This is a genomic window from Vescimonas sanitatis (assembly GCF_049060325.1).
Taxonomy (GTDB): Bacteria; Bacillota; Clostridia; order Oscillospirales; family Oscillospiraceae; genus Vescimonas; species Vescimonas sanitatis.
In genome coordinates this window covers 89,182-114,972 of sequence record NZ_JBMGPW010000004.1, presented here as the reverse complement: position 1 = coordinate 114,972, position 25,791 = coordinate 89,182, and the positions used below count along the sequence as shown (strand labels likewise).

24 protein-coding genes are annotated in these 25,791 nt (G+C 64.3%); 4 read left to right on the top strand and 20 right to left on the bottom strand.

Annotated elements, in window-relative coordinates; translation table 11 throughout:
• Window positions 1–10: 10 nt before the first annotated feature.
• The 19 genes from ACOMDU_RS06465 to zapA form a co-directional block, all read right to left on the bottom strand.
• On the bottom strand, window positions 11–1,159 hold the full coding sequence (locus tag ACOMDU_RS06465) for an alanyl-tRNA editing protein (protein WP_421129611.1): 1,149 nt from the start codon (window positions 1,157–1,159) through the stop codon (window positions 11–13).
• Window positions 1,159–2,937 (bottom strand): aspartate--tRNA ligase, encoded by a 1,779-nt coding sequence (gene aspS, locus ACOMDU_RS06460; protein WP_421129609.1) that lies wholly within the window; start codon window positions 2,935–2,937, stop codon window positions 1,159–1,161. The genes ACOMDU_RS06465 and aspS overlap by 1 nt, the downstream gene beginning before the upstream one ends.
• Before the next feature lie 126 nt (window positions 2,938–3,063).
• A complete protein-coding gene (gene hisS, locus ACOMDU_RS06455; RefSeq protein WP_421129608.1) occupies window positions 3,064–4,422 on the bottom strand; it encodes a histidine--tRNA ligase in 1,359 nt (452 codons plus the stop codon).
• The gene (locus ACOMDU_RS06450; protein ID WP_421129606.1) at window positions 4,415–4,885 is read right to left on the bottom strand and encodes a hypothetical protein; all 471 of its coding nucleotides are present in this window, start codon (window positions 4,883–4,885) and stop codon (window positions 4,415–4,417) included. The genes hisS and ACOMDU_RS06450 overlap by 8 nt, the downstream gene beginning before the upstream one ends.
• A gap of 301 nt (window positions 4,886–5,186) precedes the next feature.
• Window positions 5,187–5,603, bottom strand: coding sequence for a methylglyoxal synthase (locus tag ACOMDU_RS06445; RefSeq protein ID WP_022135462.1), 417 nt, complete (start codon window positions 5,601–5,603; stop codon window positions 5,187–5,189).
• A 15-nt stretch (window positions 5,604–5,618) separates the two neighbouring features.
• Window positions 5,619–6,356, bottom strand: a complete 738-nt coding sequence (gene minD, locus ACOMDU_RS06440; protein ID WP_022135463.1) for a septum site-determining protein MinD — start codon at window positions 6,354–6,356, stop codon at window positions 5,619–5,621.
• 24 nt (window positions 6,357–6,380) lie between these two features.
• Window positions 6,381–7,079 (bottom strand): 16S rRNA (guanine(527)-N(7))-methyltransferase RsmG, encoded by a 699-nt coding sequence (gene rsmG, locus ACOMDU_RS06435; RefSeq protein ID WP_421129605.1) that lies wholly within the window; start codon window positions 7,077–7,079, stop codon window positions 6,381–6,383.
• Window positions 7,076–7,513 carry a large-conductance mechanosensitive channel protein MscL gene (gene mscL, locus ACOMDU_RS06430; protein ID WP_421129604.1) on the bottom strand — a complete coding sequence of 146 codons (438 nt, stop codon included), beginning with the start codon at window positions 7,511–7,513 and terminating at the stop codon, window positions 7,076–7,078. The genes rsmG and mscL overlap by 4 nt, the downstream gene beginning before the upstream one ends.
• A gap of 55 nt (window positions 7,514–7,568) precedes the next feature.
• Window positions 7,569–8,891 carry a serine--tRNA ligase gene (gene serS, locus ACOMDU_RS06425; RefSeq protein WP_421129603.1) on the bottom strand — a complete coding sequence of 441 codons (1,323 nt, stop codon included), beginning with the start codon at window positions 8,889–8,891 and terminating at the stop codon, window positions 7,569–7,571.
• A 39-nt stretch (window positions 8,892–8,930) separates the two neighbouring features.
• Window positions 8,931–9,797 (bottom strand): ParB/RepB/Spo0J family partition protein, encoded by an 867-nt coding sequence (locus ACOMDU_RS06420; RefSeq protein ID WP_421129602.1) that lies wholly within the window; start codon window positions 9,795–9,797, stop codon window positions 8,931–8,933.
• Window positions 9,798–9,810: 13 nt separating this feature from the next.
• Window positions 9,811–10,569: a ParA family protein gene (locus ACOMDU_RS06415; protein WP_421129601.1), complete on the bottom strand. Its 759-nt coding sequence runs from the start codon at window positions 10,567–10,569 to the stop codon at window positions 9,811–9,813.
• Between the two features lie 160 nt (window positions 10,570–10,729).
• Entirely contained in the window at window positions 10,730–12,571 is a 1,842-nt protein-coding gene (locus ACOMDU_RS06410; RefSeq protein WP_421129600.1) for an alpha-amylase family glycosyl hydrolase, read from the bottom strand.
• 26 nt (window positions 12,572–12,597) lie between these two features.
• Window positions 12,598–14,631: a penicillin-binding transpeptidase domain-containing protein gene (locus tag ACOMDU_RS06405; RefSeq protein WP_421129598.1), complete on the bottom strand. Its 2,034-nt coding sequence runs from the start codon at window positions 14,629–14,631 to the stop codon at window positions 12,598–12,600.
• An 18-nt stretch (window positions 14,632–14,649) separates the two neighbouring features.
• A complete protein-coding gene (locus ACOMDU_RS06400; RefSeq protein ID WP_421129597.1) occupies window positions 14,650–15,159 on the bottom strand; it encodes a hypothetical protein in 510 nt (169 codons plus the stop codon).
• Between the two features lie 12 nt (window positions 15,160–15,171).
• Window positions 15,172–16,011, bottom strand: coding sequence for a rod shape-determining protein MreC (mreC, locus tag ACOMDU_RS06395; protein WP_421129596.1), 840 nt, complete (start codon window positions 16,009–16,011; stop codon window positions 15,172–15,174).
• 78 nt (window positions 16,012–16,089) lie between these two features.
• On the bottom strand, window positions 16,090–16,662 hold the full coding sequence (locus ACOMDU_RS06390) for a Maf family protein (protein ID WP_421129595.1): 573 nt from the start codon (window positions 16,660–16,662) through the stop codon (window positions 16,090–16,092).
• A 5-nt stretch (window positions 16,663–16,667) separates the two neighbouring features.
• Window positions 16,668–17,117: a dUTP diphosphatase gene (gene dut / locus ACOMDU_RS06385; RefSeq protein WP_421129594.1), complete on the bottom strand. Its 450-nt coding sequence runs from the start codon at window positions 17,115–17,117 to the stop codon at window positions 16,668–16,670.
• A 67-nt stretch (window positions 17,118–17,184) separates the two neighbouring features.
• Window positions 17,185–19,266, bottom strand: coding sequence for a U32 family peptidase (locus tag ACOMDU_RS06380; protein WP_421129593.1), 2,082 nt, complete (start codon window positions 19,264–19,266; stop codon window positions 17,185–17,187).
• Window positions 19,266–19,589, bottom strand: coding sequence for a cell division protein ZapA (zapA, locus tag ACOMDU_RS06375; RefSeq protein WP_421129592.1), 324 nt, complete (start codon window positions 19,587–19,589; stop codon window positions 19,266–19,268). The genes ACOMDU_RS06380 and zapA overlap by 1 nt, the downstream gene beginning before the upstream one ends.
• Window positions 19,590–19,780: 191 nt before the next feature.
• Here zapA and ACOMDU_RS06370 point away from each other — a divergent pair, with 191 nt between their 5' ends.
• From ACOMDU_RS06370 to ACOMDU_RS06355, 4 genes are all read left to right on the top strand, one after another.
• The gene (locus ACOMDU_RS06370; protein ID WP_421129591.1) at window positions 19,781–20,704 is read left to right on the top strand and encodes a DnaD domain protein; all 924 of its coding nucleotides are present in this window, start codon (window positions 19,781–19,783) and stop codon (window positions 20,702–20,704) included.
• Between the two features lie 4 nt (window positions 20,705–20,708).
• Window positions 20,709–21,686: an ATP-binding protein gene (locus tag ACOMDU_RS06365; protein WP_421129590.1), complete on the top strand. Its 978-nt coding sequence runs from the start codon at window positions 20,709–20,711 to the stop codon at window positions 21,684–21,686.
• 112 nt (window positions 21,687–21,798) lie between these two features.
• Window positions 21,799–22,623, top strand: a complete 825-nt coding sequence (locus ACOMDU_RS06360; protein ID WP_421129589.1) for a ParB/RepB/Spo0J family partition protein — start codon at window positions 21,799–21,801, stop codon at window positions 22,621–22,623.
• Window positions 22,624–22,725: 102 nt separating this feature from the next.
• The gene (locus tag ACOMDU_RS06355; protein ID WP_421129588.1) at window positions 22,726–24,414 is read left to right on the top strand and encodes a VanW family protein; all 1,689 of its coding nucleotides are present in this window, start codon (window positions 22,726–22,728) and stop codon (window positions 24,412–24,414) included.
• 107 nt (window positions 24,415–24,521) lie between these two features.
• Here ACOMDU_RS06355 and ACOMDU_RS06350 read toward each other — a convergent pair whose 3' ends face one another.
• On the bottom strand, window positions 24,522–25,775 hold the full coding sequence (locus ACOMDU_RS06350; RefSeq protein WP_421129587.1) for an ABC transporter permease: 1,254 nt from the start codon (window positions 25,773–25,775) through the stop codon (window positions 24,522–24,524).
• Window positions 25,776–25,791: the final 16 nt, after the last annotated feature.

Sequence of the window (25,791 nt, the reverse complement as noted above, 5' to 3'; positions counted from 1 at the left end):
GCGAAGCAGTTTACCGGCAGGAGAAAAAGGCCCGGATCTCCTCCGCCGTGCAGGCGGCGCTGCCCTGGGCAAAGCCGTCGCGGCCGCCGCCGCGGCCATGGAGCGCGTCGTTCATGTCCTTCACCAGCGGCCGGATATCCTGTCCGGCATGGATGAGCGCGTACCGGTACGTGCCGTCTGTTCCGGAGAACACGGCGCAGCGGCCGCCGCACGTCTGGGCCACGGCGTCGCACAGGCGGCGGACACCGTCGCCTTCCAGCGGCGCGGTGATGAGCACGGTGTCGCCCTTGCCGGCGTATTCCGCCGCTGTGTGGGCGAAGACCTGCGCTTCCAATCCGGCGGCGCGTTCCCTGGCGGCCAGCAGCTCAGACTGCATCCGCTCCACGGCGGCAAAGGATGCCTCCGGCTTTACCGACAGCGATTGCCCGATCTGCCGGGATTGTTCCCAGCAGGCGGAGAGATGGTCCAGCGCCCGCTGGCCGCACAGCAGCTCCAGCCGCACGCCGTCCCGGAATTTCTGCCAGCCCACGAACTTCACCAGGCCCACCTGGCCGCTGGCGGCCACATGGGTGCCGCAGCAGGCGCACAGGTCCGCGCCGGGAAACTCCGTGAGGCGCACAGGCCCCTCCAGGGCTTTTTTGCTGCGGTAGGGCAGGGCGGCCAGCTCCTCCGGGGAGGGATACCAGATGTGGATGGGGTGGTTTTCCCAGATGTACCGGTTGGCGCGGCGTTCGATGTCCTGCACCTGCTCCCAGCTGATGTCGGCGTTGTAGTCGATGGTCACGGTGTCTGCGCCCAGGTGGAAGCCCACGTTGTCGCAGTGGAAGGCACTGCACAGCATACCGGAGACGATGTGCTCGCCGGAGTGCTGCTGCATATGATCGAAGCGGCGCGCCCAGTCGATATGGCCGCTGACCTCCGCGCCTACAGGCAGCTCATGGTCGCACAGGTGGGTGACGACGCCGTCCTTCTCATGGACGTCCAGCACGCGGGCATCCCCCAGCGTGCCGTGGTCGGCGGGCTGTCCGCCGCCCTCGGGATAGAAGGCGGTGCGGTCCAGCACCACCGCAAAGCCGCCCGTCACAGCCCCGCAGGACTCCACCACGGCGGTGAAGTCCTGCAGAAAGGCGTTTTCATAGTAGAGCTTGACGGTCTCCATCAGTCGTCCTTCTCCACCTCGCCCACGATGGCGATGTGCAGCTCATCCAGCTGCTTCTGCTCCACGGTGGACGGCGCGCCCATCATGATGTCCTGGGCGTTCTTGTTCATGGGGAAGGGGATGATCTCGCGGATGGAGCTTTCGCCGGCCAGCAGCATGACCATGCGGTCCACGCCCGGGGCGATGCCCGCGTGGGGAGGCGCACCGTAGCAGAAGGCGTTGTACATGGCGGGGAACTTCTTTTTCACGTCCTCCTCGCCCAGGCGCACCAGCTCAAAGGCCTTGATCATGATCTCCGGGTCGTGGTTACGGACGGCGCCGGAGCTGAGCTCCACGCCGTTGCACACCAGGTCGTACTGGTTGGCGTAGATGTCCAGCGGGTCGATCTCGCCGCGCTCGGCTTTCAGCAGGATATCCATGCCGCCGTTGGGCATGGAGAACGGGTTGTGGCAGAACTCCAGCTCGCCGGACTCGTCGCCGATCTCGTACATGGGGAAGTCCACGATCCAGCAGAACTCGTAGCGCTCCTTGTCAAAGTGGTTTTCGCAGGCGGCGCCGAAGGTCTTGATGAGCACGCCCACGGACTTGGTGGCGTATTGGCCTGCGGCTGCCAGCACCAGGGTGCCCGGCTTCAGGTCGATGATCTTGCCCAGCTCGGCCTCCACCGGGGCGACGAACTTGGCGATGCCGCCGGCCAGCTGGCCGTTTTCGTCCACCTTGAACCAGTAGGCCTTGCTGCCGGACTGGACCTCGCAGTCGGTGAGCAGCTTCTCCACCTGCTTGCGGGTCAGGGCGCAGTCGCTGATGGGCACCATCTTTACGGTCTGGCCCTTGAAGGCCTCGAACTCGCTGGCGACGAACAGCTCGCTGACGTTTTTGCAGGTCAGGTCGATACGCAGGTCGGGCTTATCGGAGCCGTAGGTCTCCATGGCGGTGTTGTAGGGGATGCGGCGGAAGGGGGCGGAGGAGGCCACGTTGTAGGTGCCGAACTTGGCGAAGATAGGGGGCAGCACGTCCTCCAGCACGGCGAAGATGTCGTCCTGGGTGGCGAAGGCCATCTCCATATCCAGCTGATAGAACTCGCCGGGGCTGCGGTCGCCGCGGGCGTCCTCGTCGCGGAAGCAGGGGGCGATCTGGAAATAGCGGTCGAAGCCGGAGGTCATCAGCAGCTGCTTGAACTGCTGGGGCGCCTGGGGCAGGGCGTAGAACTTGCCGGGGTGCTTGCGGGCGGGCACCAGATAGTCGCGGGCGCCCTCGGGGGAGCTGGCGGTCAGGATGGGGGTGGTGATCTCCAGGAAGCCGTGCTCCATCATGGCGGCGCGCAGGGCGGCCACCACCTGGCAGCGCAGGATGATGTTCTGCTTGACCGCCGGGTTACGCAGGTCCAGATAGCGGTACTTCAGCCGCTGGGTCTCGTCGGCCTCGCGGCTGCGGTTGATCTCGAAGGGCAGGGCGTTGTAGCGGCAGCGGCCCAGCACCTCGATCTTGGTGGGGACCACCTCGATCTCGCCGGTGGGCAGCTTGGAGTTCTTGCTGGCGCGCTCGCGGACGGTGCCCTCCACGCTGATGGTGGACTCCTTGTTCAGGCTCTTGATGACCTTCAGGTCGGCCTCGTCCTCCACCACCACCTGGGTGGTGCCGTAGAAGTCACGCAGCACCACGAAGGCCAGGCTGCCGCCTACCTCGCGGACATTCTCCATCCAGCCCACGATCTTCACGGACTTGCCCACATCGGCCAGCCGCAGCGCATTGCAGGTATGTGTACGCATCTGCATCATTGTCGTTTTCCTCCCATTTATGATTGTGTTTTGTATAACCTTATTGAATTATTACGGATTGTTTATCAAAAACGCCGCCCCCTACACCCGTCTGCCGGAAATGCTTTGCGCCGTAGGGTAAGGCGCTTACTTCTCCACGATGACCCTGCCCTTGTTCCTCTCGGCCAGACCGTCGCGCACCCGCGCCAGGGTGGCGGCAAAGTCCAGGGTGGTCTGCTCGCCGCTGGTCATATCCTTGCAGGCGATGACGTTATTTTTCACCTCGTCCTCGCCCAGGAACACCACATAGGGCACGCCGGTCTTGTCGGCGTAGTTCATCTTGGCCTTGAACTTTTTTTGCTCGGTGTACAGTTGGGTCCGCACGCCGGCGTCCCGCAGCTTTGTGGCCAGTGTGACGGCGGCGGACAGGTCCTCGGTCATGGGCAGGATCAGCACATCCGCCGGAGCGGTGGGCAGATCGCCGTTGAGCATTCCCTGCTCGCCCAGCACGTAGAACAGCCGGGTCAGGCCGATGGAGATGCCCACGCCGGGCAGCTGCTTGTCGGTGTAGTACGCTGCCAGGTTGTCATACCGGCCGCCGGAGCAGACGGAGCCGATCTCCGGGTGGTCCAGCAGCGCCGTCTCGTACACGGTGCCGGTGTAGTAATCCAAGCCCCGGGCAATGGTCAGGTCCACGGCAAAGTTCTCCTCCGGCACGCCGAAGGCGGACAGGTATTTCACCACGGTCTTCAGCTGGTCCAGGCCCTCGTCAAACGTTTCGTTCCGGCCGGCGTAGCCCTCCAGGGCGGAGAGAACCTGATCGTTGCTGCCGGTGATGGCGATGAATTTCAGGATCTCATCGGCGCTTTCGGCGGACACGCCCACCTCGTCGGTCAGCAGGGCGCGGACTTTCTCTGCGCCGATCTTGTCCAGCTTGTCCACGGTACGCATGATGTCGCCGGCCTTGTCGGTCAGGCCCAGCATGGCATAAAAGCCGTTGAGGATCTTGCGGTTGTTCACCCGGATGCAGAAGCGCCTGAGCCCCAGCTCACTGAACGCACGGTAGATGATGGCGGGCATCTCGGCCTCGTTGGTGATGTCCAGCTTGCCGTCGCCGATCACGTCGATATCCGCCTGATAGAACTCACGGAAGCGGCCGCGCTGGGCGCGCTCGCCCCGGTAGACCTTGCCGATCTGGTAGCGGCGGAAGGGGAAGGACAGGTCGTTGTAGTGCAGGGCCACATACTTGGCCAGCGGCACCGTCAGGTCAAACCGCAGGGCCAGGTCGGCGTCGCCCTTGTTGAAGCGGTAGATCTGCTTCTCCGTTTCGCCGCCGCCCTTGGCCAGCAGCACCTCCGCCGCCTCGATCACCGGGGTGTCCAGCGGGGTGAAGCCGTACAGAGAATAGGTGCGGCGCAGGATGTCCATCATGCGCTCCATCTGCTGCTGCGGCTTGGGCAGCAGCTCCATAAAGCCGGACAGGGTCCGGGGGGTCATCTCAGCCATTTTCCGTCGCTCCTTTATCTTCGGTGGTTTCGTTTTGCTCGTTTGTCTCCGGCAGCTCCTCCGCACCGGGCGTTAGCGTGTGGGCGGCGGCCTCGCGGGCGGCCTCGGCCTCCGCCTCGTGCTTCAGCTCCCAGGCGACCTCGCGGTAGATATTATCCAGGGCCCGGCCCTTCTTCACGCCGATGCGCTGGCCGATGACACCGCCGACTATGGCCAGCGCCAGGCCCGCATACCACAGACCCGGTACAATGACAGGCAGCAGCAGGCCCGCCAGCGCACCGAACCAGACGCCCAGCTCCTCGCAGTGGCCCCGGACGGCGTGGTAGGCACCTTTTTTCTCCCGGAGGTGCGTCATTCGCTTCAGCTGCGCCAGGCACATACCGACCCGCAGCAGCGCCAGCGCCGTCAGCGGGATGAAGATGTCCCGCACGTGGTTGTTGATGAAGTCCAAAACAGCCTGCATAGCGTTCTCCTTTGTGTTTGTGTCGGCGGCGCGGACGAAAAAACGCTCCCGTCCCTGCATTGGGACGAGAGCGTAAAACACTTCGTGGTGCCACCCAAATTCGGCCTTGCGGCCCTTTTTGCTCCTGTTACGGGGAGCGCGCCGTGGATGTTTCCATCCCCGCTAACTCGCTGTCTTCACCTGTGCCTTGCCGCGGTGCGCTTTCAGCCGATGGCGCACCTCTCTTGCAGCGGCGGTGTACAGGCTACTCCTGCGAGGTCTGCACGGTTATCCCTTATTGTATGCGATTTGCCGATGGTTGTCAAGCCGTAAAGGGCTTGTTCTTGGGGTTGACGATGTCACGCCAGTCCAGGTCGCCCCGGTCCAGACCCAGCACCAGCATCTCGGCGGTGGCCAGGTTGCTGGCAAAGGGCACGTTGTTCTGGTCGCACAGGCGGGAAATATACGTGATGTCTGCGTCCGGCGTTTTCTGGTTGGGGTCACCGAAGCACAGCACCATATCGATCTCGTTATAGGCGATGCGGGCGGCGATCTGCTGTCCGCCGCCGTGGGCGAAGGACAGGAAGCGGTGTATGGTCAGCCCGGTAGCATCGGCGATCTGCTGGCCGGTGCGGGCGGTGGCGCAGAGGGTGTGCTTGGCCAGGATGCCGCAGTAGGCGGTGCAGAACTGGACCATCAGCTCTTTCCGGTTGTCGTGTGCCATCAATGCAATATTCATGGAGGGCTCCTTTCCTTATATCTTCATCAGCGGGGTTTTCTGCCCCATGATGCGTTTCGCAATGTTTTCATAGGCCCGGGCGGCGTAGTAGTTCTGCTCCCGCAGCACCAGTCCGCGGTTCAGGCAGTAGGGGACGTCCGGGTCCTCCGGTATCACGCCCAGCAGCGGCAGGCCCGCCGCGTCGATGGCGTCGTCGATGGTGGTGTGCAGCTGACGCAGCACCTTTTTGGACACGCGCCCTACCACCAGATGCACCGTCCCGCTGGGAAAGGCGGACAGCTCTGCGGCGGTGCGCTGGGCGTCCCGCATGGCGGACACGTCCGTGGTGGTGATGACGATCACCTGGTCGGCCATGCACGCTGCCATCTGGAAGCCCTGACCCAGTCCGGCGGGCGCGTCGATCAGGCACCAGTCGTAGCTTTCCCGTATCTCACGCGCCAGCGCCTGCAGCTTCGGCACCGACAGGGACAGCGGGCGGTCGGCCATGGGTGCGGTCAGCAGGGAGAGGGAGGGGTATCGCTCATGGGGCACCGCCGCCTCATGCAGGGTGCAGCGGCCCTCCAGCACGTCGGAGAAGTCCATCAGCGCCCGGTCGCTGAGCCCCAGCGCCAGATCCAGGTTCCGCAGGGTGATGTCACAGTCCAGGCACAGCACCCGCTGCCCCATGTGGGCCAGCGCCAGCGCCACGTTGGCGGTGAAGGTGGTCTTGCCGGTGCCGCCCTTGCCGGACGCCACGGCGATGATCTTGCCCATGGACTCCCTCCTTTCACGGGCCGCCTATACCAGCGGCGCTTTTTTGATCCGGGCAAAGGCCCGGGGAAATTGCTTCGGTGTGTGCTGTGTTTTTTCGATGGATACGATGCGGTGCACCACGTCCGTCTCCGGCACGGTGTAGTCCGTGACGCCGGAGAGCTGTCCGCCCAGCTGGGCGATGGCGCTGTGGGCCTGCCGTATCTCCTCGTCGGTGGAGACGGACTTCATGGCGGCGAACTGTCCGCCTACCTTTACCAGCGGCAGCGTCAGCTCGCACAGTACGTTCAGCTGGGCCACGGCACGGGAGGCCGCCAGATCGAACTGCTCCCGGTGCTGCGCGGCGAATTCCTCCGCCCGGGCGTGAACGCAGGTCACATTTTTCAGGCCCAGGTCTGTCTGGACCTCCTTCAGGAAGTCCACCCGCTTGCCCAGACTGTCCAGCAGCGTGAAGCGGGCGTCCGGCGTCAAGATCGCCAGCACCATGCCGGGAAAGCCTGCGCCGGTGCCTACGTCGATGACGCGCTTGCCGGACAGGTCCAGCTGCGCCGCCAGCGCCGCGCAGTCCAGCAGGTGCAGGGTGGCAACGTCCCGGGGCGCGGTGATGGCCGTGAGGTTCATCACCTTGTTCTTTTCCAGCAGCAGTTCGGCGTAGCGCGCCAGCTTGTCCGCAGCGGCGGGGTCCAGGTCCAGGGCCGTCAGGCCGGCGGTCAGGAGGTCCCTCATTTCTGCTGCTCTTTCAGCAGGTCGCGGATCTCGGTCAGCAGCTCCTCGCTGGTGGGAGCCGGTTCTTCCTCCTCCTGCGGCTCCTCGTCCTTTTTGCCCAGCTTGTGCAGCTGGTTGATGGTCTTGACCATCAGGAAGATGACGAAGGCCACCAGAACAAAGTCAATGACCGTGCTCAGAAACGTGCCGATGCCCAGGGTAACGGCCTCGGTGACCACCTGGCCTGCCTCGTCCAGCACCTCCGGCTTCAGAACGATATTCAGCTGTCCCAGATCCACGCCGCCGATGAGCAGGCCGATCAGCGGCATGAACACATCGTTCACCAGAGAGGTGGTGATCTTACCGAACGCGGTACCGATGATCACGCCGACGGCCATGTCCATGACGTTGCCGCGCATGGCGAAGGTCTTGAATTCCGCAAAAAACTTCTTCATGTGTAAAAGCTCCTATACTAAAAGTATAATTACGGATAACTATTACGATACGCTATCAGTGCAGCGGTACCAGGCGCTCCTTGCCGCCCATGTAGGGCTGCAGCGCCTTGGGCACCAGCACGGAGCCGTCCGCCTGCAGGTTGTTCTCCAACAGGGCGATCAGCATACGGGGCGGGGCCACCACGGTGTTGTTCAGGGTGTGGGGCAGGTACAGTTTGCCGTCCTCGCCGCGGACGCGGATCTTCAGGCGGCGGGCCTGGGCGTCGCCCAGGTTGGAGCAGGAGCACACCTCGAAGTACTTTTGCTGCCGGGGGGACCAGGCCTCGATGTCGCAGGACTTGCACTTCAGGTCCGCCAGGTCGCCGGAGCAGCACTCCAGCTGCCGTACAGGGATATCCAGGCTGCGGAACAGCTCCACGGAGTAGCGCCACATCTTCTCGTACCAGGCCTTGGAGTCCTCGGGCTTGCAGACCACGATCATCTCCTGCTTTTCGAACTGGTGGATGCGGTACACACCACGCTCCTCGATGCCGTGGGCGCCCTTCTCTTTGCGGAAGCAGGGGGAGTAGGAGGTCAGCGTCTGGGGCAGCTTGTCCTCCGGCAGGATCTGGTCGATGAACTTGCCGATCATGGAGTGCTCGCTGGTGCCGATCAGGTACAGGTCCTCGCCCTCGATCTTGTACATCATGGCGTCCATGTCCGTCTGGCTCATCACGCCCTCCACCACGTTGCCGTGGATCATAAACGGCGGGATGCAGTAGGTGAAGCCCTTGTCGATCATAAAGTCACGGCCATAGGCGGTGACGGCGGAGTGCAGCCGTGCGATGTCGCCCATCAGGTAATAGAAGCCGTTGCCGGATACACGGGCGGCGGCGTCCATATCCACGCCGTCGAAGCGCTCCATGATCTCCGTGTGGTAGGAGATGGGGAAGTCTGGGGTCTTGGGCTCGCCGAAGCGCTCCACCTCTACGTTGCAGCTGTCGTCCGGACCGATGGGCACGGACTCGTCGATCATCTGGGGGATGACCAGCAGCAGCTTGTTCATGGCCGCCTCGGCGTTGGCCTTCTTCTCCTCCAGCCGAGCCATGCGCTCGGCGTTGGCCTTTACGGCGGCGTTGTTGGCATCGATCTCCGCCTGAAGGGCGGCCTTCTCCGCCTCGTCGGCGCACTTTTTCAGCCTGCCGAACAGGGGACCGTTGGCCTTGGAGATCTTGTTGCGCTCGGCCTTCAGGGCCTCGCCCTCGTTGATGGCCTCGCGGCGCTCGCTGTCCAGGGCGATGACCTCGTCCACCAGGGGCAGCTTGGCGTTCTGGAACTTCTTGCGGATATTCTCCTTTACCAGGTCCGGGTTCTCCCGGATAAACTTGATGTCAAGCATATTCTATACCTCTATTCGATGATGTTTCACGTGAAACGCTTATCGCTTTCCCAGCTTCTCCAGAGCCTCCAGCAGGGCGTTCAGGTCCTCGGTGCCGTAGTATTCCAGCTCGATGCGCCCCTTCTTTTTGCCGTTGACGATGCGGCAGGGGCGGCCCAGCTTTTCGCCCAGCTCACGGGCGGCCTCCTCAACATAATTGACGGAAAGCGCGTCCTTTTGGGGCTTTTCTTTTTTCTCGGCGGTGAGTTTTTTCACCAGCAGTTCCGTCTGGCGGACGGAGAGGGCGTCCTTGACCACGGTCTCCGCGGCGGCCTGCTGCTGTTTGCTGCCCAGCGTCAACAGGGCGCGGGCGTGTCCGGCGGAAAGCCGTCCGTCCTCCACCATGGCCCGCACCGGATCGGTCAGCCCCAGCAGGCGCAGGGCGTTGGCCACGGTGGGGCGGGACTTGCCCACCCGCTGGGCACATTCGTCCTGGGTCATGCCGTATTGCTCCGTCAGCACCCGGTAGCCCTCGGCCTCCTCAATGGGGTTCAGATCCTCTCGCTGGAGGTTTTCGATCATGGCCAGCTCCATGGCCTTGCGGTCGTCGGCCTCGATGACCACCACGGGCACCTGTGTCAGCCCGGCCATCCGCGCCGCCCGCCACCGCCGTTCACCGGCGATGATCTGATAGTAGCCGGATTGCAGCTTCCGCACGGTCAGCGGCTGGATGATGCCGTGTATCCGGATGGAGTCCGCCAGGTCACTGAGGGCCTCCGGCTCAAAGCTCTTTCTGGGCTGGGTGGAGCAGCTCTCCACCTGGCTGATGGGCAGCAGCAGGGAGGAGGCGCGCTCGTCCTTGGCGGCGATGACGTCATCGCCCAGCAGTGCGCTCAGTCCCTTGCCCAGACCTTTTGTGTTCGCCATACCGCGTCTCCTTTCAGCAGTTGCTCTTCCGCAAAAATTCCGCCGCCAGCGCCGTGTATGCGTCCGCGCCCCGGCAGGTCTTGTCATAGGCGGTGATGGGCTTGCCGTGGCTGGGCGCTTCGCTGAGCCGCACGTTCCGCGGGATCACGGTGCTGTACACCTTCCCGGCAAAAAACCGCTTCAGCTCCTGGGCCACTTGAATGGACAGGTTAGTGCGGCCATCGAACATGGTCAGCAGCACGCCCTCGATGTCCAGCCCCGGGTTCATGCTGCGCCGCACGATACGCACGGTGTTCATCAGGTCGCTGAGTCCCTCCAGCGCGTAATACTCGCCCTGCACCGGTACCAGCAGACTGTTGGCGGCGCACAGCGCGTTCAGCGTCAGCAGTTCCAGCGAGGGCGGACAGTCGATGAAAATGAAATCGTAATTGTCCGCCACCTGCCGCAGCGCGGCCTTCAGCAGGAACTGCCGGTCGTCCATGTTGATCATCTCCACGCCGGCGCCGGCCAGCGCCTTGCTGCTTGGCAGCACGTCGCCATAGGGCGTGGCCACGATCAGCTGGGCCGTCTCTGCGCCGTTGATGAGCGCGTCATATACGCCGTTGCTGGTGGTCTTGTCCACGCCCATGCCGCTGGTGGCGTTGGCCTGAGGGTCAAAATCGCACAGCAGCACCCGCTTGCCAGCGGCTTTTACGGCAGCGGCCAGGTTTACACAGGTGGTGGTCTTGCCCACGCCGCCCTTCTGATTTACGATCGCAATGATTTTCGCCACAGCAAATTCCTCTTTCTATCTGAGTTCATTATGATAGTATATACCACCTGCATGGAGGGTTTCAAGAGGGAAAATGCAAATTTTCGCCCTTTTGTTTCACGTGAAACATAAAGGGACAAAAACAGGGCGGCTGTTTCACGTGAAACAGCCGCCCCGTTCCTTATACCAGTATCACGCCGTTCAGCGGCGGCAATGTCAGGTGTGCTTTCCCGTCGATGACCAGAAATCGCTGTCCGGTTATCGCATCCTGCGCGGTGGGCGCGTCCCAGGCCAGCGTCAGGTCTGCCGGCGCGTCCCCGGCGTTCAGCGCCGTTACCGTGCGCTCGCCTCCGCACTCACGCTCGATGGCCAGAGCGCCGCCTCGGGCCAGCAGATAGCGCAGGGCGCCCGAGCGCAGGCTCTCCCGCGTTCGCCGCAGCTGTCCCAGAGTGCGGAAGAAGTCCGTCAGCGCCGCGTCCTCGCTGCCCCAGGGGAAGGCGCCCCGGTTCAGGGGGTCCTCGAAGCCCTGCACGCCGGCCTCGTCGCCGTAGAAGAGGGTGGGAGAGCCGGGGAAGCTGTAGAGCAGCATTCCCGCCAGACGGAGCTTTGCCAGGCCCCGGGCCAGCTCAGTGGGGGAGAGGCGGTACGCCGCACGCTCCGCCTTGGTTTTCGGTGTGCCCTCCGCGCCCAGCAGCGTCAGAATGCGCGCTGTGTCGTGGGTGCCCAGGAAGTTCATGGCGCCATAGAAGGCAAAGGGCGGGTAGTTCTCACGAATTGTCTCCATGCTGTCGCGGAAGACCGCGGCGTCGCCGCCGGCCAGCCAGTTCAGCAGGGCCGTGCGGAAGGGGTAGTTCATCAGGCCGTGGACCTGGCGGCCCAGCAGGTATCTGCGCCGTTGGGAGTAGGCGATCTTGTTGCTGCCGTCCTCCCAGACCTCACCCAGCAGGTAAGCCCCGGGCTTTTCCGCGTCGATGGCCGAGCGGATGCCCTCAATAAAGTCGCCGGGCAGCTCGTCGGCCACATCCAGCCGCCAGCCGTCCGCGCCGCAGCGCAGCCAATGCCGGACCACGCTGTCCTGATCGCCGAAGATGAAGTCACGGTAAGCCGGCTGCGCCTCATTGACGGCGGGCAGGGTCTTCACGCCCCACCAGGCGTCGTAGTCCGACGGCCACGGGTGGAAGCTGTACCAGTTGTAATACTCTGAATTCTGGCTCTGGGCCGCCCCCGGCTCCGGATAGTAGCCCTCGGCGTTGAAGTACCGGCTGTTGCTGCCGGTATGGTTGAACACGCCGTCCAGTATCACACGCATCCCACGCTGATGGGCGGCGGTGCACAGGGTGCGGAAGTCAGCCTCTGTGCCCAGCAGCGGGTCGATGGCCCGATAGTCGCCGGTGTCGTAGCGGTGGTTGCTGGCGGCCTCAAAAATGGGGTTCAGATACAGCGTCGTCACGACCAGGCCCGCCAGATAGTCCAGCTTCTCCGTGATGCCCTGCAGCGAGCCGCCAAAGAAGTCACGGTTGGTGATCTGCCCGTGCTCGTCCGGAAGGGACACCGGCTGCTCGTTCCAGCCGCGGTGCAGCCACCGGTGCCCGGGCATATGGCTCACGTCCGGCATGGATACACGGCGGAACCGATCCGGGAAGATCTGGTACGTCACGCCGCGCCCGAACCAGTCCGGGGCGGGGGAGGGCTCGTATACCGTCAGCTGCCAGCGTGCCGCCTTCTCCGGCGCGTCCTGCACGCCATTTTTGCCGTACCACACGCAGCGCCCGTCCACGTCCGTCAGGCGGAAGCAGTACCAGCACAGCTCACCGCCAGCCGGTGCGGTGTATGTGCCGGCGAAGCCGCCCTCCGCCGGCGGCAGGGCGCACGTGTCCTCCGTGCCTGAAAACTCCCGGAGCACCAGCAGCTCGCAGCCGTAGTAAGTGTCGTCCGCCAGCGCAAAGCGCACTTCGGCGCCGCAGGGGACGGCGCCGAAGGGATCTTTATAATGTTTGTCTCTCGAATTGAAATAGGGTCCCATGTGTGCCTCTTGTCTCTATAACAGATTTACCGCATCAGCGTGTCCTCGCCGGCGGCGGTGGCGCCGGTGCCGTCCCGGGTGAACCAGGCGTTGATGATGTCCACGGCCGCATTGGCCAGCAGACTGCCGCTGCCGCCCTTCTCCACCACGATGGCGATGGCGATCTCCGGATCGTCATAGGGGGCGTAGGCCACAAAGGTGCCGTTGGCGATATCCGTACCCACCTGGGCCGAGCCGGTCTTGGCGCCGGCCTCCACCACACAGCGGGAAAAGGCGCTCCGCAGGGAGTCGTAGGTCAGATCGTGCATACCCTTGGTCACCGCCGCCATGGTGCTGTCCGAGATGTTCAGGTCGTTCAGCGGCCCCTTGCCATATATGTCGATAACTCGTGAATTATCATAAGATTTTACGTTTTTCAGAAGATGTGCCTCATAGTGCTCGCCGCCGGATACCAGCGTAGCCACATAGTTGGCCAGCTGCAGGGGGGTGAACAGGTTGTAGGACTGGCCGATGGCCGCCGTGATGGTCTGGCCGTCGGTCCACTCCCGGTCGTGGGCCTCCGCCCACTCCGGGGAGGCCAGCACGCCGCTGACGTCGCCGATCTCAATGCCCGTGGACTGCCCCAGGCCGAAGGCTGTGGCGTACTCGTCCAGCTTCTTGATGCCTGTCAGCCGGCCCACCTCGTAGTAGAAGTAGTTGCAGGAGTCCACGATGGCCTGACTGACGTTGATGCGCCCGTGGGTGGTGTGGGCCTGCCGCCAGATCCAGCACATGGGCTGCGGGTCCACATAGTAGGTGTAGATACCCTTGTCTTCGATAATGGTACTGGGGGTGATGATGCCCTCCTCCAGCGCCGCCACGGACGTGCACAGCTTGAAGGTGGAGCCGGGGGCGTACACGCCCTGGGTGGCCCGGTTAAACATGGGCAGGCGTTCGTCCTTCACCAGCTCATCATAGTCCTGGTTGAACGTCTCCAGATCGTAGGTGGGGTAGCTGGCCATGGCCAGTACCTCGCCGGTGCCCACCTGAATGACCGCCGCCGCGCCGCCGCGCTCGTTGCTGTCCTTGTCGATCATGCCCTGAATGGTACTGGCCAGCGTGTCCTCCACCACCTGCTGCAGGTCGATGTCGATGGTCAGCGCCACGGTGCCGCCGGGCTGGGGCTCCCGGGTGTACAGCTCGCCGGTGATCTTGCCGTTCTCGTCGGTGGTGATGAGCCGCTTGCCGTCCTTGCCGTGGAGGTATTCCTCAAAGGCCTTCTCCACGCCGTCCTTGCCCACCAGGTCATTCATATTGTAGCCCTTGTCGGCGTAGCCCACATAGCCGGTGCTCTCGTCGCTGCGCCACTCCTCCTGCCATATGGCGCCCACGGTGCCCAGAATGTGCGCCGCCAGCTTGGTGTTGTACACCCGCGCCGCCGCCGTCTTGATGGTCACGCCCCGGTACTTTCCGTCGGTGATGCGGCCCAGCAGCTCCGTGGATACATCCTCGGCAAAGGTGTAGCTGCTGCGCCCGTCCAGTTCATACCGCACGCCCACGATCAGACGCGCCTGCGCGTTGGTATAGCTGTCATCGACCTTGTAGAGCTTCCGCATGGCGGCCAGCACTTCCGCGCTGCCGCCGTCCGTGGGCAGCTTGTTGTCGTCCAGATACTCCCGGAAGCTCTTGGTCAGGCTTTTGCTGGTCAGCTGGGGAGAGGACCCTGTGGTCATGGGCAGGGTGTCGTTCCATGTGACGCCCTGCTCCTGACACAGCTGTATCAGCTGCCAGATGGCGTCGTTCAGCGCGGCCTCGTCCTTGCCGAAGCTGCTCTTGTCTACCACCAGCGTATAGGCCAGCCGGTTGCTCACCAGCACCTTGCCATTCCGGTCGGTGATGATGCCCCGGGAGGCGGTCACCGTTTCGCTGGCGGTGTTGCTGGTGATGGACCTGGCCCGATTTTCGCTGCCGTGTACCACCTGTGCGTCATACAGCACCGCAAAAAACAGCACCAGAAACGCACAGAAAAACCCCAGCAGCACATATACCCGCCGCCGGGAGGGGTGAGGATTTTTCATCATAGCTTGGTTCTCCTATGGTCATTCGCTCAGTGTCCGCCGCCGTGCCCACCGGAACAGCGGGTGCGCTGCCGCCGCGAAGGGCAGCGATACCAAAAGCTCTCTGCCCAGCAGCAGGCCCGCCGCGGTCAGCCCCGCGCCGCTGTGTCCCGCCAGCACCGCCATGTGCAGCAGTCCGCAGAGCAGCATACATACGCCTGTCGCCACCAGCGAGCACACCACGCCCGCCATGATGACCTGCCCGCTCAGCAGCCACGCTGCCGCCGCGCCAAGCAGGAACGCCAGCGCGTAAAAGCACGGCAGGCCCGCCACCGGCGAGAGAAGGTCGCACACCAGCCCGAAAAATACCGCGTACAGCAGCGCCTGCTCGTTGCGCTCCAGCGTGGCCGGTATCACCGCGATGGCCGGCAGCAGGAACGGGTGCACGCCCCATACCCGCACGTGTACCAGAACCAGCCCCTGCAGCAGTGCCAGCGCCAGCGCGCACAGACAGTACAATATCCACTTCAGCAGTATCACCCGCCGCGTCATAGCCGTCCTCCATCATTGGATCACGTCAAAATCCGTGATAATAAACATCTCCTGTATCGCCGCCACATCGCATTTGGGCGAGAGCACCGCGTACCGTGCCAGCCCGCCGTCATCCGTCTGCACGGACTCCACCGTGCCGATGACCAGCCCGGCGGGATAGTAGCCGCCCAGTCCGGACGTGACGATCACATCGCCCTTGATCAGGCTCGCGCTGTCGTTGAGGTATTGCAGCCGCAGCCTGCCCTCGGCCATCAGGGCCAGGTCACCGCCGGCCACCGCCGTCTCGCCGGTGCGGAATACCCGCGCGCCGAACTGGGAATCCGTGTCCAGCACCGTGGACAGCCGGCACCAGTTCAGGCCCACGTCTGTGACCACACCCACCAGGTTCCCGGCGCTGTCCACCGCGCAGTCGCCTATGGCCACACCGTGCTGACTGCCCCGGTCCAGCACCAGCGTGCTGGCCCAGTTGGACACGTCGCGCTGGGTGACGCGGGCCGCCTCGAACACCAGGTCGCTGCGCTGCTGCCGCAGGCCCAGCAGCTGGCGCAGCTCTTTATTCTCGGTCGCCGCCGGCTCCATCTGCCGCAGCTGCTCCTCCAGCTCCGCGATCTGCTGCCGCAGCTCATCGTTCTCCTGCTGTAGGGTCTCCACGTCCTCAAACCGCTGGCTAATGCCGCCGACCCAGCCCGCCACGGCGGAACCCGCCGCCCGGAAGGGCGAGGCGATCACGCCCAGGGCATTGTGCAGCAGCCCCGTTCCGGAGCTCAGGGCCGACACCACGCACAGCACCACCGCGATGGTAGCCGCCGCGGCCAGCAGCCATATTCCCGTTTTCGTAAAAAATCGCTTCATGTGTCGTTTGTTCCTCTCTGAAGTCTCCCCCGGCAGGGGAGGCGGCAGCGCACCCTCTCAGAGGGAGCGAAAGGGGCATTATCCCAGCAGCTGTATCCCGAATTCGCCCAGCATCTCCGCCAGCAGCACCACCGGCAGCCCCATCACGTTGAAAAAGTCGCCGTCGATGCGCGCCACCAGCAGCGCGCCCTGCCCCTGTACGCCGTAGGCCCCGGCTTTGTCCATGGGCTCGCCCCCGGCGATGTAGGCCTTCAGCTCCCGCTGTGTGGCCGGACGGAAATACACGTCCGTGTGCTGGGCACGGGTCAGGGCTTTCTCCCCCTGCCGCACCGTCACACCGGTACAGACGGTGTGGCGCCGACCCTGCAGGGCCGTCAGCATTTGCAGGGCCTCCGCCTGGTCGGCGGGCTTGCCCAGCTTCTTGTCGTCCAGAAACACCATCGTATCCGCCGTGATGACGATCTCGTCCGCGTCGGACGCCACCGCCTGGGATTTCTCCCGGGAGATGTAGCACACCGTCTCCTCCGGCGTCAGCCCGGCGGGGAAGTATTCCTCCACCTCCGGCACCCGGACGGTAAAGTCGGTGATGCCCATCCGACGCAAAAGCTCCTGCCGCCGGGGGGACCCGGAGGCCAGCACGATCTTTGCCATATACGTCACCTGCCTGTGGAGCCGAAGCCGCCGGCGCCCCGGTCCGTCTCGTCCAGGTCCTCCGTCACCGTCACCGTGGGCTGCACCACCGGCACCACCATCAGCTGGGCGATCCGGTCCCCGGGCTGCACCGTGTACGGTTCGCTTCCCAGGTTTACCAGCCCCACGCCGATCTCGCCCCGGTAGTCGCTGTCGATGACGCCCACGCCGTTGGAAAGGCACACGCCCTTCTTGATGCCCAGCCCGCTGCGGGCGAACACCAGCGCCGCGTAGTCCGCCGACGGCAGGGCGATGGCGATGCCGGTGGGTACCAGCCGCCGTTCCCCGGCTGCCAGCGTCACCGCCTCGTCGATGCAGGCACACAGGTCCATGCAGGCCGCGCCGGCGGTGGCAAAGCGGGGGAGGGGTATCTCCGTCCCGATCTTGGGGGACAGGGCCTTGATCTTCAGCTCCATAGTAACACCTTTTTCTCCTGAAATTGAATACGGCTTGTAAATTATAACGAGTGTTATACCATTTGTTTTACTCTACGCCCCGGTAGAACAGCCCGCGTGTGCTGTTGTCACCGGCGGTGACGGTCCCGGCCCTGTGGGCGCGGAGAAGCGCCGCGCACTCCGCCGCCGTCTCTGTGGTAAACCGCAGGCGTCCGTACCGCAGGCCGCACCGGAATACCTCCGGCTTGTCCGCCAGCACCAGCGTCTTTCCGTTCTCGATCTCGCACCGGCACCCGTAGGCGCACAGCACCGGGAATTGCTCGCCCCGCCGGTCGGTCAGCACGCTGCCCGCCCCATGGGCGCAGCCCACGCTGTTCTTCGTCACGCAGTTTTCGGTGATCATCAGCGGCAGGCGGCCATAGACAAGGGCCTCGCAGTCCGCATATTTTCCCAGGTCCCGCACCTGCTGCCACCGCAGCTCGAAGCTGGCCGTCACGGACGATAGCTTCTGCTCCTGCCAGAAGCGCACCGCCCGGCTGTTGTACACGTTCAGACCGAAGTCGCCGCGGAGCGTTTTGCCCAGTCCCTTCACGATGGCCAGATGGCCCAGGTTGCCGATGGCCGCGGAGGCGACCTCCGGGTGCCGCTGCAGAATATCCCGGAACACCGGTTCGTCCACCGTGCGGAATATCCGGGGCAGCACCGCGCAGAACTCCGCCTGCCCGATATAGGGCATCAGGTCCATCTTATCCAGCAGCTCCGCCGGGATATACACGATAGCGGGGCGTTCCGCCAGCAGCTCGGCCGTCAGCTGATCGGGCCTGCTGATGGACACGGTAAAGTCCAGCTCCGCCGCGCCCGCCGGGGCCTCCGGCAGGGGAGAGGCGGGCAGTTCACGGCGCTTCGGAGTGTCCATCCGCCGATCCGCCAGCTCGTCCAGCAGCTCCCGCCGCAGCGCGTTCACCGCGCTGGCGGACACCATCAGCCCCTCGTCCAGCTCTATTTCGATCTGATCCGCCGCGAACACCGTGCCGCCGGTCTTGGTCAGCCGCTGCCGCAGCTCCTCCTCCGTCACGGCGCGGTTTCGCGCCTCCTCCGGCATATCGCCCGTGGCCATGACTATGGTGACGCCGCCCGGGACGGCGCACGCGCCGCTCAGCCGCACCGGTTTTCCCCGGCGCACCGTCAGACGGAGGTTCACAGGTATCTTTCGGTTTTCTTTTCCGTTTTCGTATGTCTCGCGGGCGCGGGCGAACAGCTCCTTTGGCTCCGGCACGTTCTCCGGCCGGGTGCCGAACATGGCCTTGCCCTTCCTGCCCAGCCAATAGCTGTCCGTAAAGCCGCTGCGGGAGAAGGCCTGCTCCAGCGCCCGGGACTCCTCCGCCGTGGGCAGCCGCCTTTCGTCCAGCAGGCGGCGGTAGATGCCCGTCACTACGGCCACGTATTCCGGCCGCTTCAGCCGTCCCTCCAGCTTCAGGCAGGCCACGCCCATGCGCTGCATGTCCTGCAAATAGGCGGACAGGTTGGCGTCCTTCAGGCTCAGGGGATGCGCGCCCCGGCAGGGGCCGTTCACGCCGTAGGGCAGACGGCAGGGCTGGGCGCAGGCGCCCCGGTTGCCGCTGCGCTGCCCCAGCACGGCGCTCATCTCGCACTGGCCGGAGTAGCACATACACAGCGCCCCGTGGCCGAACACCTCGATCTCCGCGCCGCAGCCGGCGCAGATCTCCCGTACCTCGTCCCGGTCCAGCTCCCGGGCCAGCACCACGCGCTCCATGCCCAACGCCGCGGCCGCATTGGCGCCGCCCAGCGTGAACAGGCTCATCTGCGTGCTGGCGTGAAGAGGCAGGTCCGGCACGATCTCCTTTGCCAGGGTCAGCAGGCCCCAGTCCTGCACCAGCACCGCGTCCACGCCCATGGCGCTGGCCTTCCGCAGCGACGCGGCCGCCCCGGGCAGCTCCCGGTCGGTCAGCAGGGTGTTCAGGGTCAAAAAGACCCGCACACCCCGCAGATGGCAATACCGCACCGCCGACGCGAATTCCTCGTCGGTAAAGTTTTTCGCGCTCCGCCGCGCGTTGAACGCACCGAAGCCCATATACACCGCGTCCGCGCCGTTCTGCACCGCGGCGGTCAGTGCCTCATATCCCCCCGCGGGGGCCAAAAGCTCCATCATCACCGGCGGTTGTTCTGGTTCTGGGCGTTCTGCAGCTTCCGGCGCAGCTCGGCGGCCTCGTTCTTAGCGCGGCTGGCCTCGTCCAGATAGGTCTTCACCTGCCGGCGCAGATTTTCCGCGCCCTCCTGCGCCTTGGTGAGCTGGTCCGCCAGATTGACCGCCGCCAGCACCGCCGCCGCGTCACGGCTCATGTGGGCGCTGTCCATCAGCTTCTGCATCTCCGCATCCACCATGCTGCCGATCTTCTCCATGTAGGCGGCGTCCTCCTCCGCTACGAGGATATACTCCGTGCCGCAGATAGACATCGTTACCCGGTTCGCCATGCCAAAACCCTCCTTAATTCATTTCGTTGGGTATATATACTTATACAAATAGCATTATACCACAAAACCCGCCGGAGAAAAGTCTATTTTGGCGAAAAGCGGAAATTTGTAAAAAGTTGTCCCGCCCCGCTTTACGCCGACCCCTTTTTCGTGTAGAATGGAGAGCACGAATGAGAAGGGAGGTCATCGCCATGGACGGCTATATACTTCGGAACAGGCAGGAGCAGCTGACGCTGTCCGCCGACGCGGCCGACAAGCTGCTGCAAAGCGGTCAGGGCGACGCCGCCCTGCTGTATCTGGCCCTGCGCCGCTTCGGCCGGGGCGTCACACCGGAGGAGCTGGAAAAGGTCCTGCCCATCAGCCGCCTGCGGATCGACGCGGCGGAGAAGGTCCTTCAGGACCTGGACCTGCTGCCTCGACCGGCCCGCCAGGCACCGCCCGATCCGGCGGACGAACGCCCGGTCTACACCGCCCAGGACATCGCCGGACTGCTGACGGACAACGAGGGCTTCCGCCTGCTGGTGCCCCAGACGGAGCAGCAGCTGGGCAAGAAGCTCCGCACCGCCGACTTGCAGATATTGGCCGGTCTTTACGATGACCTGGGTATGCCCGCCGACGTGATCTATCTCCTGGTGTGCCACTGTGTCGAACGGGCTCGCAGCCAGTGGGGCGAGGGTAGACGCCCAACCATGCGCCAGGTGGAAAAAGAGGGCTATCGCTGGGCACAGCTTGGCATATTTGACCAGAATTCTGCTGCGGTATACCTGAAAAAATGGGCAGAGCGCAACAGGAAGTACACTTCCTATTTGTCGAATTTACGAATTCTTAACAGACCGCCGGTGGAGGCCGAACGCCGCTACATCGACCAGTGGATGGACATGGGCTTCCCGCCGGAGACGGTGGCTCTGGCCTATGAGCGCACGGTGTTCTACAAGAAGGACCTGAACTGGCGCTATCTTAACGGCATCCTGCGCCGCTGGCACGACGCCGGCTGGCATACGCCCCGCCAGGTAGAGGAGGGCGAGGCGGCCGGCAAGCGGCCCGCTGCCGCCGGTAAGTCCGCCGCCCCCGCCGGGGACAAGGACGCCTGGATGCGCCGCTATATCAAGAGGTGAGAGTATGTCATACGACGGTATCATCATGCAGCGGGCCATTGCCCGCTTTGACCAGGCCCGCCAGCGTCGGGAGGCCGAGCTGGACCAGCGCCGCCGGGAGGTCTTTGCCCGCCAGCCCCGCCTGCGGGACATCGACCGCACCCTCCGCACCACCATGAGCCGCATCGTGGCCGCCGCCGCCAAAAAGGGCGAGGACCCGCTGCCCGCCCTGCGGGTCCTGCGGGACGAAAATCTCTCCCTGCAGCGCGAGCGCGCCGCCCTGCTGGAGGACATGGGCTATCCCGCCGACTATCTGGAGGACAAGCCCGCCTGCTCCCTCTGCGGCGACACCGGCTACACCCGGTCCGGCGTCTGCGCCTGCCTGAAGCAGTACTATGCCCGCGAGCAGCTGGCGGAGCTCTCCCGGCTTCTTCCCTTGGGCGAGGCCCGGTTCGACACCTTCCGCTTCGACCTGTACGACAGCGCCGTGTGGGACAGCTACGGCGTTTCGCCCCGGGCCAACATGGAGCGCAACTTCGACGTCTGCCGGGACTTTGCCCGCCAGTTCTCCCGGGGCAGCGGCAGCCTGCTGCTCTCCGGCGGCACCGGTCTGGGCAAGACGTTCCTCTCCGCCTGCATCGCCCGGGAGGTCAGCGACGCCGGCTTCTCCGTGGTCTACGACACCGCGATCAGCGTTTTCTCCCGCTATGAGGACGCCAAATTCCGTCCCGACGAGGTCAGCGATGCCGACGTCCGCCGCTGCGAGAGCTGCGACCTGCTGATCCTGGACGACCTGGGCACCGAGATGACCACCGCCTTTGTCCAGAGCGCTCTCTATCAGATCGTCAACGGCCGTATGCTCTCCGGCAGGTCCACCATCATCAGCACCAACCTGGCCCCGGACGAGCTGGGCCGCCGCTATGGCGCGCCCATCCTCTCCCGTATCGAGGGTGCCTACCAGATCCTGCCCTTCTTCGGCGAGGATATCCGCACAAAGCAGTGACCGCCGCACCCGTCCCGACAGGGGCGGGTGCATTTTTTTATTTCCCGACGGTCTTCGCCCGCTTTCGACAGGCCTCCCGCCGTACAATAGGCGAAAAAAGGAGGCGACCGCCATGAAAAAAGACCAGAAGACCGATTTCCTCTCTGCCCGTGTGCGATACATACCCATCAACGATATCCGTCCCAACCCCCAGCAGCCCCGCCGCCGCTTTGACCCGGAGAGTTTGCAGGAGCTGGCGGCCAGCATCGCCGCCTACGGCATTCTGCAGCCGCTCACCGTCCGGCAGCAGGGCGCAGTCTACGAGCTGGTGGCCGGCGAGCGCCGCTGGCGGGCGGCACGGATCGCCGGGCTGCGGCAGGTGCCCTGTCTGCTGGCCCGGGTGGATGAGGAGGACGCCGCTCTGCTGGCCCTGATCGAGAACCTCCAGCGCCGCGACCTGGACTACATGGAGGAGGCGGCCGCCATCGCCCGCCTGCTCCGCCGCTACGGCCTCAGCCAGCAGCAGGCGGCGGAAAAGCTGGGCCGCAGCCAGTCCGCCGTGGCCAACAAGCTGCGTCTGCTGCGGTTGGAGGAGCCGGTGGCAGAGGCTCTGCACCGCTACGGCCTGACCGAGCGCCACGCCCGCGCCCTCCTGCGTCTGGAGGACCCGGAGCAGCGCCTTGCCGCCGTCGAACACATCGGCAAAAACCAGCTGAACGTCGCCGATGCCGAGGCCTACATAGACCGTCTGGTCACACAGAACCAGACCACGCCGATCCGCCGCCGCAGCACCTATATCCTAAAAGACGTCCGGCTGTTTCTCAACAGCGTGGACCGGGGCGTCCGGCTCATGCAGACCGCCGGCGTCGGCGCCAAAGTCGCCCGCCGGGACACGGAGGACGCCATCTGCCTCACCGTCACCATCCCCCGCGCAAAGCCGCAGAAAGATGTGTCGTAACGCTTTTGTAACCCATTCCTTGACAAACCGTGATACAATGCAGTAACGGCACGGCATTTTGCCGGTATTGCCCAAACCTGATGATACAAAGGAGGGGACACCATGAGCGACGAGTTGAATATGTCCTCTGTTACCGCCGATCCCGCGCCGGAGACGGCCGGCAAGCGCGCGGCCCCGGAAGAAAAGCCTCCCAAGACCCCCGGCAAAAGAGCCGGACTGATCATCGGCATCGCCGCGGCGGTGCTGGTGCTGGCCTACGCGGGCTGCTGTGTGGCCGCCAACGCGCTGTATTCCCACACGGCGTTTCCCAACACCTCCGTGCTGGGCATGGATATGTCCGGCCTGTCGGCGCAGGAGGCCGAGCAGCGCTGGACGGAGCAGGGGAGTGCCCTGCTGGACGGCATGACCATCCGCCTGACCCGTGACGGGCAGGAGATCGGCAGCACCACCCTTTCCGACCTGGGCGTCACCGTTCTGCCCGTCTATGTCTCCAAGGCTGCCGGCTGCGACGTGCAGGACCGGGGCTGGGGCAGCGATGTGACCGCGTTCCTCCGCGGCGGCTGGCGCTTTATCGAGAGCTGGTTCAGGGCCGTGGATGTCACGCCCCAGCTGGACGTGGACGAGGCGAAGCTTACCGCCGCCTGTGAACAGCTGTCCGACACCGTGGGCTGCACCGTAACGGACGGCGGCTACCGGCTGGCGGAGGGTGAGGGTCTGTACATCACCAAGCCGCAGGACGGCGAGAAGCTGGACGCGGCGGCGCTGCGCGCCGAGTTGGTGCAGCGCTTCGAGAGCCGCGACCTGTCCGCTGCGGCGCGGTCCGTGGAATGTGTGTTCGCGGCCCACACCGCCGCGCCCATGGACGTGCAGGCGCTCCACGACGAGATCGCCGGCACCATGGCCGCCGCCATCTGCGACAAATCCACCGGCAAGCCCACCCAGTCCCGCGTGGGCGTACAGTTCGATGTGGAGACGGTGCAAAAGCAACTGGACGTCGCCCAGCCGGGCGAGGAATTCCTGGCTGACGCCCAGGTGCAGTTCCCTCCCGCCGCCACCGAGGAGCTGGAGCAGGCCATGTTCCGGGACGTGATCGGCACCTGCACCACCACCTGCGCCGGCCCCTGGGGCCGCCGCCAGAACATCAAGCTGGCCTCTGCCGCCATCAACGGCCGTATCTATAACCCCGGCGAGGAGTTCTGGTACAACGCCACTGTGGGCCAGCGCACCGAGGCCCGGGGCTTCCAGCCCGCCGCCGCCTACTCCGGCGGCAAGACCGTTACCTCCATCGGCGGCGGTATCTGCCAGGTATCCTCCACGCTGTACTATTCCGCCCTCATGGCGGACCTGCAGATCGTCCTGCGCTACGCCCATATGTTCGACCCCGGCTATATGCCCGTCACGGGCTGTGATGCCACGGTCAGCTGGGGCGGCCCGGACTTTGCCTTCCGCAACAGCACCAACTACCCCATCAAGATCACCACCAGCTACAACGACGAGACCAACCAGCTGACCATCACCCTGCTGGGCACCAAGACCGACGACCACTATGTGGAGATGACCAACCAGTTCCTCTCCTACTCCGAGCGCAAGACGGTCTATCAGGAGTCCGAGCGCATCGCCCCCGGCACCACCGAGGTGGAACAGTACGGCCACAACGGCTACGCCGTGCAGACCTACCGCAACGTCTACGCCGGCGACGGCACGCTCCTCCGCAGCACCAAGGAGGCGTACAGCGACTACGACCGGGCCGACAAGATCATCCTGGTCGCCCCCGGCGAGCTGCCGCAGTAAATAAAGAAACAGCCCCCTGCCGGGGGCTGTTTTCTGCTTTCGCTGTGTCTTCGCCGGGAGCAGACAGAGAAAAAGACCGGCGAAAGCCGGTCTTTTCTTTCTGCGTATCATTCTCTCCGTAGGGCTTCGATGGGGTTCAGCTTCGATGCCTTCATGGCCGGAACCAGGCCGAACACCACGCCGATGACCATGGAGAAGGCCACGGCGATGATGCACGCCGGTACGCTGATGGCCACCGGTGTCCCCATGATGTGGGACATCATCTCCGCCAGGCCGATGCCCGTGGCCACGCCCAGTATGCCGCCCATGCTGGTCAGCACCGCCGCCTCCGTCAGGAACTGCCAGAGGATGCGGCTCTGCTGCGCGCCGATGGCGATCTTCAATCCGATCTCGCGGGTGCGCTCCGTCACGGACACCAGCATGATGTTCATCACGCCGATGCCGCCCACCACCAGCGAGATAGCCGCGATCCAGATCAACTGCTTGTTGGTGCTCTCCGACAGGCTCTGCAGATCGCTGGCCTGCTGCAGAAGGTCCTTGGACTCGTACTTGTACTTCGTGGTCCGGATGGCGTTCTCGTTCAGATACTTGGCCACATTGTCGCCGGCGGCGGTCATGTCGTTGGTGCTGGTGGCCCGCACCGCCGCGTACTGGGGTTCATCATACCGGTACGGTACCGACCAGCATACGTCCGGGATGAAAATGGTCCCCGCTGTGCTGCCGGCGTACATCTGATAATCCTTAAAGCTGTTGATCACCGGTCCGCTGCTGGACCGGGAGGACACCACACCCACCACGGTGAACGGAATCCCGTTGATCTCGATGGTGCCGCCGATGGGGTTCTCCCCCTGGAACAGCGACTTTGCCGACTTCGCGTCGATAAGCGCCACATTCCGCCGGTTCTCATAGTCCCCCGCCGTGAAGGAGCGTCCGTAGTTCACCGCGTAGTCCACGGCCGTCAGATAGTGGTCGTCCACGCCGTACAGCGACCCGCTGAACGCCGTATTGCCCACATACACGTTGTCGCACCAATCCCGGGAGTAGTACATACTCACCAGCGACACGCTGCCCAGCTTCTCCATCTCATCCCGCATCTCCCGGGTCACTGGGTCGATACCCTCCGGCAGCGCCGAGTAGTTCAGGTCGAAATAGTTTTGGCTGTCCGTGGCGCCGATGGTCACCCGCACCACGTTGTTGCCCGCGCCGATCAGGTTCTGCTTGATCTGCTCGTTGGTGCCCTGAATGGTGGACACGATGGTGATGATCGCGGCGATACCGATAATAATGCCCAGCATGGTCAGAAACGACCGCAGCTTGTGGCTCCACACGCCCTGAAAGGCGAGATTTATATTTTCCAACATATGGTTATCCCGCCTC

Excerpts from the sequence above, each read along its gene's own strand:
- hisS (WP_421129608.1), bottom strand. The coding sequence starts at position 4,422 with ATGGCTGAGATGACCCCCCGGACCCTGTCCGGCTTTATGGAGCTGCTG.
- ACOMDU_RS06350 (WP_421129587.1), bottom strand. The coding sequence starts at position 25,775 with ATGTTGGAAAATATAAATCTCGCCTTTCAGGGCGTGTGGAGCCACAAG.
- ACOMDU_RS06445 (WP_022135462.1), bottom strand. The coding sequence starts at position 5,603 with ATGAATATTGCATTGATGGCACACGACAACCGGAAAGAGCTGATGGTC.
- ACOMDU_RS06450 (WP_421129606.1), bottom strand. The coding sequence starts at position 4,885 with ATGCAGGCTGTTTTGGACTTCATCAACAACCACGTGCGGGACATCTTC.
- zapA (WP_421129592.1), bottom strand. The coding sequence starts at position 19,589 with ATGGCGAACCGGGTAACGATGTCTATCTGCGGCACGGAGTATATCCTC.
- ACOMDU_RS06365 (WP_421129590.1), top strand. The coding sequence starts at position 20,709 with ATGTCATACGACGGTATCATCATGCAGCGGGCCATTGCCCGCTTTGAC.
- ACOMDU_RS06400 (WP_421129597.1), bottom strand. The coding sequence starts at position 15,159 with ATGACGCGGCGGGTGATACTGCTGAAGTGGATATTGTACTGTCTGTGC.
- ACOMDU_RS06355 (WP_421129588.1), top strand. The coding sequence starts at position 22,726 with ATGAGCGACGAGTTGAATATGTCCTCTGTTACCGCCGATCCCGCGCCG.
- ACOMDU_RS06360 (WP_421129589.1), top strand. The coding sequence starts at position 21,799 with ATGAAAAAAGACCAGAAGACCGATTTCCTCTCTGCCCGTGTGCGATAC.
- dut (WP_421129594.1), bottom strand. The coding sequence starts at position 17,117 with ATGGAGCTGAAGATCAAGGCCCTGTCCCCCAAGATCGGGACGGAGATA.
- mreC (WP_421129596.1), bottom strand. The coding sequence starts at position 16,011 with ATGAAGCGATTTTTTACGAAAACGGGAATATGGCTGCTGGCCGCGGCG.
- minD (WP_022135463.1), bottom strand. The coding sequence starts at position 6,356 with ATGGGCAAGATCATCGCCGTGGCGTCCGGCAAGGGCGGCACCGGCAAG.
- ACOMDU_RS06410 (WP_421129600.1), bottom strand. The coding sequence starts at position 12,571 with ATGGGACCCTATTTCAATTCGAGAGACAAACATTATAAAGATCCCTTC.
- aspS (WP_421129609.1), bottom strand. The coding sequence starts at position 2,937 with ATGATGCAGATGCGTACACATACCTGCAATGCGCTGCGGCTGGCCGAT.
- ACOMDU_RS06390 (WP_421129595.1), bottom strand. The coding sequence starts at position 16,662 with ATGGCAAAGATCGTGCTGGCCTCCGGGTCCCCCCGGCGGCAGGAGCTT.
- ACOMDU_RS06380 (WP_421129593.1), bottom strand. The coding sequence starts at position 19,266 with ATGATGGAGCTTTTGGCCCCCGCGGGGGGATATGAGGCACTGACCGCC.
- ACOMDU_RS06370 (WP_421129591.1), top strand. The coding sequence starts at position 19,781 with ATGGACGGCTATATACTTCGGAACAGGCAGGAGCAGCTGACGCTGTCC.
- ACOMDU_RS06405 (WP_421129598.1), bottom strand. The coding sequence starts at position 14,631 with ATGATGAAAAATCCTCACCCCTCCCGGCGGCGGGTATATGTGCTGCTG.
- mscL (WP_421129604.1), bottom strand. The coding sequence starts at position 7,513 with ATGAAGAAGTTTTTTGCGGAATTCAAGACCTTCGCCATGCGCGGCAAC.
- rsmG (WP_421129605.1), bottom strand. The coding sequence starts at position 7,079 with ATGAGGGACCTCCTGACCGCCGGCCTGACGGCCCTGGACCTGGACCCC.
- serS (WP_421129603.1), bottom strand. The coding sequence starts at position 8,891 with ATGCTTGACATCAAGTTTATCCGGGAGAACCCGGACCTGGTAAAGGAG.
- ACOMDU_RS06420 (WP_421129602.1), bottom strand. The coding sequence starts at position 9,797 with ATGGCGAACACAAAAGGTCTGGGCAAGGGACTGAGCGCACTGCTGGGC.
- ACOMDU_RS06465 (WP_421129611.1), bottom strand. The coding sequence starts at position 1,159 with ATGGAGACCGTCAAGCTCTACTATGAAAACGCCTTTCTGCAGGACTTC.